The following is a 13,397-nucleotide window of genomic DNA, read 5'->3' as shown; positions in this document are numbered from 1 at the left end:
ATGAAGTTTTTTTCGCACCATGATCCCCACTTATGTACGCTTTGGAAATTCATCAATTACGCAAAACGTATGCTAATGGCGTTGAGGCACTTAAAGGAATCGACTTGCTGGTTAAAACCGGTGATTTTTTTGCCTTACTAGGGGCTAATGGTGCAGGCAAATCAACCACGATTGGTTTAATCACGACTCTCCTCACCAAAACTTCAGGCACCATTAAAATACATGGTTACGATTTGGATGAAAAACCAGACTTAGCTAAAGCGTGTTTAGGCTTAGTACCGCAAGAATTTAACCTCAATATTTTTGAGACCTGCGAGCAAATTTTGATAAACCAAGCGGGGTATTACGGCATCTTACGCAAAGAAGCCACTCTTCGTGCCAAAATGCTTCTGCAACAGCTTGGCATATGGGAAAAGCGACACGAAATTGCCCGCCATTTGTCCGGTGGCATGAAACGGCGCCTCATGATAGCGCGAGCCTTAATACATCGCCCTAAGGTATTGATTCTTGATGAGCCCACTGCCGGAGTAGATATCGAGATTCGTCGGACAATGTGGGATTTTTTAAGCAGCACTAATGCCGAAGGCACAACAATTATTTTAACCACGCATTATCTCGAGGAAGCCGAACAGCTTTGTAAAAATATTGCCATTATTGATAAAGGAGAATTTGTAGCAAATACCTCGATGAAAGCGCTCTTACAAACATTAAGGCATCAAACTTTAGTCTTTACCACAGCCCAACCATTTACTCATTTGCCCAACATCAATAGCTTTATTCCCCAAATAATCGATAGCAATACGTTTGAATTACGCATCGATAATCAATATTCCCTAAATGACGTTTTTGCCAAGTTAAGTGAACAAGGTATCACCATACATAGCATGCGCAATAAAACAAATCGTTTAGAGGAACTTTTTTTGGATCTTATTACTCATGGCCACTAAGCAACAAACGATAGCGTTTTACACCATAGTAAGACGAGAACTGGTAAGGATGTTTCGCATCTTTAGCCAAGTATTTTTACCGCCTGTGATCACGACAGCCCTTTATTTTTTAATTTTTGGCAGCTTAATTGGTAAACGCATCGGCTACATGGATGGTGTAAGCTACTCCGAATTTATTGCACCGGGGTTGATTATGATGTCAGTCATCTCAAATGCCTATGCAAATGTATCCACTTCGCTGTTTAGCGCACGCTTCCAAAAAAGTGTTGAGGAAATGCTGGTGAGTCCCATGCATGATGGCTTACTCTTACTCGGTTATGTTTTTGGCGGGGTGTTACGGGGTTTAATCGTCGCCCTATTGGTTTTTTTAGTTTCCTATCTTTTTACAGACATTGAGCTTAATCATCTGCCAATGACTCTTTTAGTGGTTTTACTCGTTTCGGCTGTATTTTCTTTAGCTGGATTTACTAATGCCTTAGTCGCGCGTAATTTTGATGATGTCATGATCATTCCCACTTTTATCCTTACGCCACTCACTTATTTAGGAGGCGTATTCTACACCACCAACATGCTTCCCGTCTTCTGGCAGAAAATTTCTCATTTAAATCCAATCCTTTATATGGTTAATGCGCTGCGTCATGCCATGATTGGATTAAATGAAGTTGATATGTTGACCTCTATGTTTATTATTTGCATAATGTTAATTATATTAACAGTGCTCAATATGACCTTATTAAAAAAAGGAGTGGGTTTGAGAGAGTAAAATTTTAAATAGGAGGGGGGGACCCAATGAAAAATTCAATTATTGAGAATTACCTGCACCTCTTAAAAACCTCTAAGTTTATTTCCTCAAAGCAAAAGCAGCTTGCCGCCGATTTAAGCAACAAACTCCCTTATATAAGCACAGTGCGTGAGTTACATGCCTTGTTTTCCCAGTACAGCAAATTAAGTCACTCGAATTTCATCTTCAATTTATTTTGCTGTTTTTTTTCACCTTTTGAAGAATCCACTCCTTTTATACAATTAAAAGAAAGGAACTTACGCGATTTATCCGCCCTATTGGAGGATTGGAATGATTTTCTCATGAAGCAAGAAACGTTAAAGCGCAAGATTCACAATAGACTCGTCGATCTTCCTCACCAAAATGAATCTGAGCCCTTAGTCCGTCTCATTCGCAAATTGTTTGAACACCCTCATTGTTCAATGAATAGGCAGGCATATAGTCTTCTCGTCCATTTAAATTCTGCTCATTTAGAATCCGCATTGGCTACTTTGGCCAAACTTCCTCCTGCAACCCCTAAAAACTTACGCAAGGGGGACTTTGGTGCTCCTGTTACAACAGATCACACTGCTCTGGACGCTGATCATACTGCTTGTTTAGGCTTATTAGCGAATAATTCCGCAGCCTATGTGAGCGATACACCCGATTGGATGCTGGCTAATAGCCTTTTACAAGTGGCACTGCAAATGTATGACGATTTTCACAACAAAGACCTTGAAATAGAACATGTACCTTCCATGAAAGAAGAAACTGAACATCACTATCCCTCCTCCTCTATATGTGCAATCTAATCTCCACGAATGATGCGTACTTATTCGCTCCTCACGATCTTCGATCGCTTGTGGTTGGCAGGGAAGTAGTGCAAAGCCAGAGTAAACGCATCTAATCCTACTCTATAAACCTAAAAGGCTGCGTTTTGCACTTTATGCGTAATCATAGAGTATGATCCCAATAGGATTGATGGATACCGCACGTAAAGCGCGGTAAGCAGACAAAAAGACAAGTTGTTATGTTCAAAAACTGGATGTGTGTGCCTAAAGTGCAAAGTAAAATTCATTTTCATCCACTTAGAACCATGTTATGGTGTGCTACTGATAACGGCGAACCATTTCATTGAGTTAACAAAAGGATATTGAAACATGGTCAAATTCATTATTGCAGCGCTAAGCCTTCTCAGTCAACTTGCCTTCGCTCAAGAGTGCATGACTAAACGTGAACTTTTTATTGAAAACCCTTCCACGAGAGTCTGGAAAACAACACTTTGTCCCAACCAAAAGCTTGGTTTTCATGTCCATCATTATTCCAGAGTAGTTATTCCAGAAGAAACAGGCCGCCTAAAAGTCATCTATCAATCCGGTAAAGAAGAGATTATTCATCTTAAAAAACAAATTCCTCTTTATTTAAGTGTGGCTCAAGGGAAAGAACTTCATCAAGACGAAAATCTAGACAAAGAACCACTGCACGTAACAGTGATTGAGTTAAAGAATGGCTAATACGTTAATTGATGAGTTAGACAATCCTTTTTGGCAATTTTCATTGAAGATTTACCAACATGAAGGAGTAAAAGAAGACTGCCTATCGTTTCAAAATCAAGAAGGGGCTAATGTTAATTTACTATTACTCTGCTGTTGGTTAGCTTGTGCGGTGGAAGAAATTTCACAGCGTGAATTTAACGAAGCTTGCTTATTGATAGACAGTTGGCAACAACACGTCACACAAGCTTTACGGAGAGTACGTCAATACTTAAAAAATGCCCAAAGAACAGATTGGGTTAAGCATTTTTATCAACACGTGTTAGCTGATGAAATAAGCTCTGAAGCCTATCAGCAATTTATACTTTATACTCACTTTGCTGATAAACAAAAAAATAAAGTCATGTTCAACGAGCGCTTGCTGCTCGCCTATCTCCATTGTCTTTTTGAGAACACAAAAAGTACCCAGGATGAGAACCTCAAGCTAAAAATTCATTCGTTTACTCGCAAAGTTCAGAGCATTATAGAACAACCATTTTGTTCATAATTTGAGCTAAACTGTATTTTCCTGTATCATTGGGAAATTCCATCTGTTTACTCATTGGTATGAAATTTTTTATTGAAAAAGTAACTTACATCAGCGGTGCAACCCCCACTATCGGCATTTATTGGCGACTCCACTCACCGAAGACCCCAATTTTCGTGGATTATTACCCGTGGACTAATTATCCCTATGAGGAAAAGCTAGAAGAGTTTAAACCTCATTTTTATCGTGAAAAAAGGGGGGTTACTTTGTTTAAAGCACCCAACCAAATGACGAAACAGGAGATTAGGTCTCATAATATAAGATATTATGAATCCGATCCGGAAGATATTACACCAAAAACGAAGTTCTATGTGGTTTATAACTTAGAAAAGGCCGGGGAAGAGATTGAGAGTATAAGCAACTCCCATTACCTCTATTTTATGAAACATAAAGAGAAAAAAAGAGTTTTCACACTCCAAGAAGTGGAAATAACCCAGGGTATTTATTCCAACGATGATGCTAAAATAGAGCAAAGAGACCCTGGGGAACTAAGAATAAATCGATGACACCGAAAAGGGAAGTTAATCTTCCTAGAGGCCAAGCTTGTAATCACTAAACGCCCTTTCCTCTAGGTCTCGCGGCTTGTCCTAAGTTGTAGGAATAAGAAGAAAACGGGAACTATGATTCAATTTTGAGATAAGGAAATTCCTCCTGCAAGACACGCAATACATTCTTACTTTCTGCTTTCGATCGAATGATGAGAATCACCGTATCATCTCCTGCTATTGTTCCCAAAATACCCGAGTTATTAGCGGACTGGGGTGAAAATGACACGTATTTCCTGTCGATGAATGAGCCAAGACTGCTGGCACTGCCTGGATGAGTATGCAGCACAATAATTCCCGAATCAGAAATTTGTAAATTAAGCACCAGGGGTAAACTCGGCATGGTTAAATCAACCACTCGATAAATACCTGCAACCTTAGCAATTTTCAATTTTTTTAAGCGACGGGATAATGTTGCCTGCGGAATATCATAACCACGTTCCTTTAATTGCTTTTGTAAATCGACTTGCTCAAGGATTTCCTTGGTTTGAACAATGCTGAGAATATGTCCATCTAGCACATTGTCGTAAGACATGGCTGCTCTCCAAAGTGAATTCATAATCATTTTTATGTAATTATATTCATTTTTTGTTGACAGAACAACCCAAAAGCAATATAGTCAAAAAATGGATAAAAACTGGATTTATACTCATCATGAAAAAAATTATTCTTTTTGTACTACTTGCATCCTTCCTTTTTATTTCTGGATGTAATGGGGGTAATGGACAAAAAAAATCGAATGTTATTCACTTTGCCACCGCTGCTGAATATCCACCTTTTGAATACGAAGAACACGGCGTGATCAAAGGATTTGATATTGAATTAGCAAAATTAATCGCCAAAGAATTAGGGAAAGAAGCCGTTTTTGACAACATGCAATTTTCCAGCATTCTACCTGCCCTCACTTCCGGACAAGCAGATGCAGCCATCTCGACCATAACCATCACCTATGATCGGCAGAAAAATTTCGATTTCACATCCCCTTATTATTTTGAAGGAATGGCAGCTGTTTTTAAAAAGGACTCCCCAATTCATGATCCTTCTCAATTAGCAGGGAAAAAAATAGCAGCGCAACTCGGAAGCACGATGGAGATATGGTTAAAAAAACATGCTCAAGAAGAACAAATTGTCCCAATGGATAACAACAATCAAGCCATAGAGGCCTTAAAAGCCGGGCATGTGGACGTGGTGTTATTGGATGGTGCGCAAGGGGCTATTTTCAGCCAGAAAAATCCCACCCTTTCTTATGCCATTATCGCTAAAGCGGAAGATGGCTATGGCATTGCGTTACCCAAACACTCCTTACTGACCGCCAGAATCAATCGCATTTTAAACACCCTAAAAGAGAATGGTGAAATTGCTAAATTACAGAAAACTTGGTTGGAGAGTATACAATGGAAGAGCTAAGCCAAAATCTCCTTTTTATTGGTCAAGGGATAATCCTCACTTTAGAACTGATGATAGGCGGTATGCTCATTGGCATGCTGCTAGGGACAGTGCTCGCGATACTGCGATATAACGGCATTATTAAGCCATTGATCAATCGATTTGTTTCAGTCATGAGAGGAACCCCTCTCATTTTACAACTGAGCTTTGTGTATTTCGCGCTGCCCGCACTGATTGGTCTAAAAGCCAATATTTTAATGGCCGGTATTCTTACTTTTGGTCTTAACAGTTCTGCTTACATTGCTGAAATCCTGCGATCGGGAATAGAACATTTACCCAAAGGTCAATTTGAAGCGGCGAAGACCTTGCATATTCCCAATTTTTACTTGTGGAAAGACATTATTTTACCGCAAGTGATCAAAGCCATTTTGCCCGCTTTAGTGAATGAAATGATTGCCCTGCTTAAAGAAACAGCCCTCATTTCAACCATTGGAGGGATGGATTTAATGCGAAAAGCTCAATCCGTTGCTGCCGAACAATTTACCTATTTTTTACCCCTCTGTATTGCCGGTTGTTACTACTATGGCCTAGTCCTCTTCATCGAACAATTGGGTAAAAAAATCGAACAAGGAGGCAAACATGCTACATATTCATGAAGCCAGTAAAAATTTTGCTTCTATTCAAGTGCTCAAACAAGTCAATTTGACCATTGAAGCAAAAACAGTAGTGGGACTTGCAGGCCCTTCCGGAGGGGGGAAATCCACTTTACTTCGATGTATTCAAGGGTTGGAATCGTTGGACTCAGGAGAAATTCATTGTGACGGGAAAATGGGCTTTATGTTTCAGGATTTTCAACTTTTCCCTCACATGAACGTTCTAAACAACTTAGTATATGCGCCTAAATTGCAGAATAAGACAATCAACCATGAGGAATCGGCAAAAGCACTTCTAGCCACCTTGGGTATTGCCGAAAAAGCAAACGCCTACCCTCATCAACTTTCTGGTGGCCAAAAACAGCGAGTGGCTTTGGCCCGAAGCCTGATGATGCAACCTCATTTGCTGCTTTGCGATGAGCCCACGTCAGGTTTGGATTTAGCCACTATTGAAGATGTAATCAGCTTATTAAATGCCATTAAAGCCATGGGAGTGACAATGGTTATCGCTTCACATGATTTGGACTTCTTAAGCAAAATGGCCGATCGCATCATTGTGCTTAAAGGCGGACAATTAGTCGCTGATGTGAAACCGAACGAACTCACCTCCCCCGTTCATGAATTAAAAAAATATTATCAGGAGTAACCATGACAGAATCGATAAAAAGAATTGCTTTGGCGTATTCAGGTGGACTAGATACCTCAGTAATGATCCCTTGGCTTAAAGAAAACCATCAGCAAGCAGAAATCATTGCGGTGCTTTGTGATCTTGGCCAAAATGAAGATCTAGAGGCCATTAGAGAAAAGGCAATCAAAAGTGGTGCTGAAAAAGCCTACGTGGTTAATGTGCAAGAAGAATTCGTGAGCGATTACCTTTGGCGCCTTGTCAAAGCCGGCGCTCTTTATGAGAATCAGTACATTCTCGGTACTATTTCCAGGCCCTTGATTGCTCAAAAACTCGTTCACATTGCTTTGCAAGAAAACGCAGAAGCAGTCGCCCATGGCGCCACCGGTAAAGGAAATGATCAAGTGCGCTTTGAATACACCGTTAAAGCGCTTGCTCCACAACTTAAGATCATTGCTCCTTGGCGATCTTGGGAAATTAAATCTCGACAGCAAGCGATTGACTATGCAAAGACTCATGGCATTGAGGTGCCTGTGACGCCAAAATCACCTTATTCAAGAGATCATAATAGTTGGTACATCTCTCATGAAGGCGGTGTTTTAGAAGATCCGAGTCAAGAAAAACCTACCGATCTGTTATTGATGACTAATGCGATTGAAGATACCCCTAATCAGCCTGAATTAGTCAGCATTGATTTCAAACACGGGGTACCGGTCGCTTTAAATAGTATAGAAATGAGCCCCATTGAACTATTGGCTGAACTGAATAAAAAAGCAGGTGCCCATGGAATTGGCGTCGCGGATATTGTTGAAAATCGGTTAGTGGGCATGAAAATTAGAGGGGTTTATGAGGCACCTGCCGCTGCCGTACTTTATAAAGCACATCAAATGTTGGAAAGCCTTTGCTTAGATCGGGCAACACTTCATCTAAAACAATCCTTGCAACAGACTTATGCAAACTTAGTCTACGAAGGACGATGGTTTTCCCAAGCCAAAGAGGCGCTAGATGCTTTGATTGATGTCACCCAAAAACACCTTACCGGCACCGTCAAGCTCAAACTGTTTAAGGGCAACATGATTCCTTGTGGCATGCAATCACCTTTTAGCTTACACAATCCCGCTTTGGCAACCTTTGAAGAAGACAATGTCTATAACCAAAAAGATGCAGAAGGTTTTATTAATTTATTTTCTTTGTCAGCCAAAGTGTACGGCATGGTACATAAAGGAGGCGAGCATGAGTCATAAAACCTGGGGAGGGCGGTTTAAAAAACCGCTCGACCCACGAGTGGTGAAATTTAATGCGTCTCTTCTTTTCGATCATGTTCTCTATTCGCATGATATTACCGGCAGCAAAGCGCATGCGCAGATGCTTGCTCGTCAAGGATTAATTAAAGAGGAAGAAGCGCAAGCCATTCTTACGGCTTTAACCGAAATTGCCCATGAAATTGAGCAAGGGCAGCACCCGCTTGATGAAACTTGCGAAGATATTCACATGTTCATCGAGCATTTGCTTGTTAAAAAAATCGGAGACACAGGCAAAAAACTTCATACCGGCCGCAGCCGCAATGATCAAGTCGCGCTCGATCTAAGACTTTATACACGCGAAGCCGCAGAAAAAATAGCTGTTTTATTGCAGGAGCTCTGCCAAGTCTTTACCGATCTAATGATCAAACATGAGAATGATTGGATGCCAGGTTACACCCATTTACAGCAAGCTCAACCCATAGGCTTAGGGCAATTTTTTGCAGCCTATCTTTCTATGTTTCAACGGGATTTAAGTCGGCTTCACGATTGGCAAGCCCGAATGAATTTTTCACCGTTGGGTGCAGGGGCGTTAGCAGGTTCAAGTTTACCTTTAGACAGGGTTTGGGTCGCCCAGGCGTTAGGATTTAATGGCATCATTGAAAACACCCTTGATGCAGTCAGTGATCGTGATTTTATCATTGAGTTTTGCTCAGTTGCTTCAATCATCATGATGCACCTTTCTCGTTTGGCCGAGGATTTAATTGTGTGGGCTACACAAGAATTTGCTTTTATCACTTTGGATGATGCCTTTGCAACCGGCTCCTCGCTGATGCCGAATAAGAAAAATCCCGATATTTTGGAGCTTATTCGCGGCAAATCAGGGCGAGTATTCGGAAACTTAGTCGGTATATTAACCATCATGAAAGCACTTCCTCTTGCTTATAACAAAGACATGCAAGAAGACAAAGAAGGACTATTCGATACCGTTAATACGTTGACTGCGTGCCTTGAAATCATATCGCCCTTCTTAAAGAGATTGCATTTCAATACCGAATGGATGGCAAAAAAAGCCAAAGAAGGCTATTTGGATGCGACAGCCGTTTTGGAATCCTTGGTGCTTCAAGGTATGCCCTTTAGGGATGCCCACCATCAAGTGGGACAGTGGGTTAGCCAAGCACTCGAAAAAAATTGCTCACTTGCTGAGATAATGGAGGTAGGCGATGGCTTTTCTGATTTTAGCTGATGGCACCCTTTTCCAAGGGGAAGCCATTGGCGCTTCCTCCTATGCCGTAGGCGAAATGGTTTTTAATACTTCGCATACGGGCTATCAAGAAATTCTCACTGACCCGTCGTATCACGGCCAAATTATTAATTTTACTGTGCCTCATATTGGTAATGTCGGAGTCAACCAAGATGACAATGAATCAAACAAAATACACGCAGCCGGTGCAGTGTTTAGGGATTTTTCCGAGCATTTTAGTAATTGGCGTGCTCAAGATAGTTTGAATAATTTTCTGCTTAAACATAACGTGGTTGCCTTAAGGGGTATCGATACCCGGGCACTTACCTTGCACTTGCGTGAAAAAGGCAGCCAAAATGCTTGTTTAGTTACAACGACTACAATAACCGCTGAAAAAGCGCTCTCTCTCGCACAATGCTGTCCGAGCATGCAAGGTGCTAACCTGGCAGCCTTAGTCTCCACAAAAGCACCTTACCTTTATCATGATCCGCAAGGCAGTAAAGCGCACGTTGTTGTGGTTGACTGTGGTGTAAAACAAGGTATTTTAAAGTCCTTGGCGCAGTACCCCGTTAAAATTTCGGTGGTGCCCCAGTCGATTGCTTTAGCCGAACTGAAAGCGCTTTCACCTCATGGTGTGCTGCTTTCAAATGGCCCGGGCGATCCAGAAAGCTGTGACTCGGTGATCCAACTCACCGCACAACTTTTACAACAACAGATTCCGGTGTTTGGTATTTGTCTGGGGCATCAAATTTTAGCCCTTGCTGCGGGTGCAAAAACCAAAAAAATGAAATTTGGTCACCACGGAGCCAATCATCCCATCCAGTGTTGTCAAACGGGCGCTGTCTTCATCAGCTCACAAAATCATGGCTTTGTGGTGGATGATGCTTCTTTGCCCAGCCATTTAGAGATTACCCATACCTCTTTATTTGATGGCACGATTGCTGGGATCCGTCATCGCCAAGCCCCTGCCTTTTCATTCCAAGGTCATCCGGAAGCAAACCCAGGCCCTAACGAACTAAACCTTTTATTTCAACAGTTCATCCATGAGGTGCAACATGCCCAAAAACACTCACATTAAAAGCATTCTGGTTATCGGTTCAGGACCAATTAACATTGGCCAAGCCTGCGAATTCGATTACTCAGGCACTCAAGCTTTAAAAGCGCTGCGTGAAGAAGGTTATCGGGTCATCTTGGTTAATTCTAATCCTGCTACCATCATGACCGATTCGGAATTAGCGGATGTGACATACATTGAGCCTATCACTATTGATTACCTCACTGCAGTAATCGAAGAAGAACGTCCCAATGCCCTCATTGCGACACTAGGCGGACAAACCTCCCTCAATTGTGCCCTTGAACTTCATAAAAAAGGCATTTTAGCCAAGTACAACGTTGAACTCATCGGTGCCTCCATTGACGCTATTACTCTTGCTGAAGACAGGACGCTCTTTCATCAAAAGATGCATGAAATCGGCCTGGATGTACCACAAAGTTCTACTGCCAATACGCTGGAAACCGCCATTGCGATTATGGAAAAAATGGGATTACCACTCATTGTGCGTTCTTCGTTTACTTTAGGTGGTGCAGGCGCTGCTTTAGTCCATACGAAAGAAGAAGCCATGGCAATTTTTAAGCAAGTGTTCGCTCAACCTAATGACCAAACGATTTCCATCGATGAAGCATTGATTGGTTGGAAAGAGTTTGAGTTGGAAGTCGTTCGCGATAAAAAAGATAATTGCATTGTGGTTTGTGGTGTTGAAAATATTGACCCTTTAGGCATTCATACGGGTGATTCCATCACCGTCGCCCCCATTCAAACATTGACTGATGATGAATATCAAGCCATGCGGGATGCCGCCTTTGCCGTTTTACGCGCAGTCGGTGTCGATACGGGTGGAAGTAATGTCCAATTCGCTGTCAATCCACACAATGGCAGAATGGTCGTCATTGAAATGAACCCTCGAGTTTCACGCTCCTCTGCCCTGGTTTCAAAAGCAACAGGCTTTCCCATTGCAAAAATTGCAGCCAAACTTGCTGTGGGTTATACCTTGGATGAACTACGAAATGAGATTACCTCTGACTTGTTGCCTGCATCCTTTGAGCCCAGTATTGATTATATCGTCGTTAAAATTCCCCGTTTCCATGACGAGAAATTTAATGCACAAGAATTATCACGAGGCCCGCAAATGCGATCGGTCGGTGAAGTGATGGCAATGGGTTCCACTTTTACCGAGAGCTTACAAAATGCAATCCTTAGTCTGGAAATCAATGCGACGGGTTTTGACTCATTAACAGAACTAAGCGATGAGGCATTAAAATTAGAATTACAACGACATACCCCTAAGCACCTTTGGTGTCTTGCGGAAAGCTTCCGTCGGGGCTTCAGCGTGGAAGAGGTCCATGCGGCGTCTTTTATCGATCCTTGGTTTTTACAACAGATCAAAGGGCTGGTTTGCGCAGAACAAAATTTAGCAGGCAAAACGCTTCATGATCTTGATCAACCCACCTTATTGAAGTTGAAAAAACAGGGATTTTCAGATCAGCGAATAGCCTACCTTACTCAGAGCACTGAACAAGCGGTGCGTCAACGTCGTCAAGAATTGGCAATACATCCAGTCTATAAATGCGTGGATAGCTGTGCAGGCGAATTTAAAACCGAAACAGCTTATTTATACAGCACTTACCAAGACTATTGCGAATCGAAAATCAGCACTAAAGAAAAAATCATGATTATTGGTAGCGGTCCTAATCGCATCGGTCAGGGCATTGAGTTTGATTATGTGTGTGTAAAAGCGATTCAAGCTTTCGCTAGAGCAGGGTATGAAACCATCATGGTAAACTGCAACCCTGAAACGGTGTCGACTGATTATGACGTTGCCGATAAGCTCTATTTTATTCCACTTACCTTTGAAAAAGTGCTGGATTTAATTGAGAAAGAACAACCCACGGCAGTGGCACTCCAGTTTGGTGGCCAAACACCATTAAATTTGCTTGAGGCACTTCATCAAACCGGAGTACCTTTACTCGGCTTAACCAATGACATGGTTACTGTCACGGAAGATCGCGATCAATTTAGCGCTCTCGTCCACAGGCTCGGTTTAGAGCAACCTAAAAATAGGGCAATCCACAACCTCGATGAACTTGGGGCTAGCGTGCACGATCTGCAATTTCCCCTAATTATCCGCCCCTCTTTTGTTCTTGGAGGACGGGGCATGGAGGTAGTAACCAATAAAGCTCATTTACAAGAAAAACTCAGTGATCTTTTTAAAACAACGGCCCATGCTGTTTTACTTGAAGAATTTCTTGCAGGCGCGATTGAAGTGGATGTGGATGCCGTTTCAGATGGCGAAGACGTGTTCATTCCTACCGTACTTGAGCATATTGAAGCAGCCGGAGTGCATTCAGGGGATTCCGCTTGCATCACGCCACCTTATCGCCTTCCCCAAGCAATCATTAATGTGATTCATCAACAAACGAAAGAATTGGCACGTGCCCTTCAACTGAAAGGGCTTATGAATGTTCAGTATGCAGTGAAAGATTCCAAGGTGTTTTTAATCGAGGTCAATCCACGCGCATCCAGAACAACCCCTTTTATTTGCAAAGCAACCGGTCTTCCTTTAGTCGAGATCGCCGTGAATTGCCTACTTGGCCATTCTCTCAAAGAACAACGATGTTTAACTCCGATTCATTTGCCCTACTATTGCGTGAAAGAAGCGGTCCTCCCTTTCCGCAAATTTCACACCTCATCGCCCATTTTAAGTCCAGAAATGAAAGGGACAGGGGAAGTAATGGGAATAGGTACCACACCCTATGAGGCTTATCTGAAAGCACAAATTGCAGCGGGCCATGATTTTAGTATCAGTGCATCGAATAGCGTGTTGGTGTCAGGCCTTACTGCAGATGACGAATTACTTACTG

General features: G+C 42.1%; 13 protein-coding genes and 1 pseudogene. 13 read left to right on the top strand and 1 reads right to left on the bottom strand.

The window, feature by feature from the left end:
• Positions 1-32: 32 nt before the first annotated feature.
• The 6 genes from B5D33_RS09405 (at position 33) to B5D33_RS09380 (ending at position 4,292) form a co-directional block, all read left to right on the top strand.
• Entirely contained in the window at positions 33-947 is a 915-nt protein-coding gene (locus tag B5D33_RS09405; protein WP_058452119.1) for an ABC transporter ATP-binding protein, read from the top strand.
• Positions 937-1,710 carry an ABC transporter permease gene (locus tag B5D33_RS09400; RefSeq protein WP_058452118.1) on the top strand — a complete coding sequence of 258 codons (774 nt, stop codon included), beginning with the start codon at positions 937-939 and terminating at the stop codon, positions 1,708-1,710. Before B5D33_RS09405 ends, B5D33_RS09400 begins: the two co-directional genes overlap by 11 nt.
• Before the next feature lie 26 nt (positions 1,711-1,736).
• Complete coding sequence (locus tag B5D33_RS09395; RefSeq protein ID WP_058452117.1) at positions 1,737-2,519, top strand: hypothetical protein; 783 nt, start codon at positions 1,737-1,739, stop codon at positions 2,517-2,519.
• A gap of 348 nt (positions 2,520-2,867) precedes the next feature.
• Positions 2,868-3,221 carry a cupin domain-containing protein gene (locus B5D33_RS09390; RefSeq protein ID WP_058452116.1) on the top strand — a complete coding sequence of 118 codons (354 nt, stop codon included), beginning with the start codon at positions 2,868-2,870 and terminating at the stop codon, positions 3,219-3,221.
• Positions 3,214-3,747, top strand: a complete 534-nt coding sequence (locus B5D33_RS09385; RefSeq protein ID WP_058452115.1) for a TIGR02444 family protein — start codon at positions 3,214-3,216, stop codon at positions 3,745-3,747. Before B5D33_RS09390 ends, B5D33_RS09385 begins: the two co-directional genes overlap by 8 nt.
• Positions 3,748-3,806: 59 nt before the next feature.
• Complete coding sequence (locus B5D33_RS09380) at positions 3,807-4,292, top strand: hypothetical protein (protein ID WP_058452114.1); 486 nt, start codon at positions 3,807-3,809, stop codon at positions 4,290-4,292.
• 112 nt (positions 4,293-4,404) lie between these two features.
• On the opposite strand, the gene B5D33_RS09375 is transcribed toward B5D33_RS09380, so the two are convergent.
• Positions 4,405-4,866 (bottom strand): arginine repressor, encoded by a 462-nt coding sequence (locus tag B5D33_RS09375; protein ID WP_058452113.1) that lies wholly within the window; start codon positions 4,864-4,866, stop codon positions 4,405-4,407.
• Positions 4,867-4,985: 119 nt separating this feature from the next.
• Here B5D33_RS09375 and B5D33_RS09370 point away from each other — a divergent pair, with 119 nt between their 5' ends.
• From B5D33_RS09370 to carB, 7 genes and pseudogenes are all read left to right on the top strand, one after another.
• Positions 4,986-5,738 carry a substrate-binding periplasmic protein gene (locus B5D33_RS09370; protein ID WP_058452112.1) on the top strand — a complete coding sequence of 251 codons (753 nt, stop codon included), beginning with the start codon at positions 4,986-4,988 and terminating at the stop codon, positions 5,736-5,738.
• Positions 5,726-6,373, top strand: a complete 648-nt coding sequence (locus B5D33_RS09365) for an amino acid ABC transporter permease (protein WP_058452111.1) — start codon at positions 5,726-5,728, stop codon at positions 6,371-6,373. Before B5D33_RS09370 ends, B5D33_RS09365 begins: the two co-directional genes overlap by 13 nt.
• Entirely contained in the window at positions 6,357-7,016 is a 660-nt protein-coding gene (locus tag B5D33_RS09360) for an amino acid ABC transporter ATP-binding protein (protein ID WP_058452110.1), read from the top strand. The genes B5D33_RS09365 and B5D33_RS09360 overlap by 17 nt, the downstream gene beginning before the upstream one ends.
• Before the next feature lie 2 nt (positions 7,017-7,018).
• Complete coding sequence (locus B5D33_RS09355; protein WP_058452109.1) at positions 7,019-8,239, top strand: argininosuccinate synthase; 1,221 nt, start codon at positions 7,019-7,021, stop codon at positions 8,237-8,239.
• Positions 8,229-9,482 carry an argininosuccinate lyase gene (gene argH, locus B5D33_RS09350; protein ID WP_058452108.1) on the top strand — a complete coding sequence of 418 codons (1,254 nt, stop codon included), beginning with the start codon at positions 8,229-8,231 and terminating at the stop codon, positions 9,480-9,482. The genes B5D33_RS09355 and argH overlap by 11 nt, the downstream gene beginning before the upstream one ends.
• On the top strand, positions 9,460-10,557 hold the full coding sequence (gene carA, locus B5D33_RS09345; RefSeq protein ID WP_058452107.1) for a glutamine-hydrolyzing carbamoyl-phosphate synthase small subunit: 1,098 nt from the start codon (positions 9,460-9,462) through the stop codon (positions 10,555-10,557). The genes argH and carA overlap by 23 nt, the downstream gene beginning before the upstream one ends.
• A pseudogene (gene carB, locus B5D33_RS09340) lies at positions 10,523-13,372 on the top strand (carbamoyl-phosphate synthase large subunit); the annotation flags it as partial. The gene carA and the pseudogene carB, both read left to right, overlap by 35 nt.
• Positions 13,373-13,397: the final 25 nt, after the last annotated feature.

Source organism: Legionella maceachernii (assembly GCF_900167045.1).
Classification (GTDB): Bacteria; Pseudomonadota; Gammaproteobacteria; order Legionellales; family Legionellaceae; genus Tatlockia; species Tatlockia maceachernii.
The sequence above is the reverse complement of the archived record's forward strand: the minus strand, read 5'-3'. Positions and strand labels throughout refer to the sequence as shown.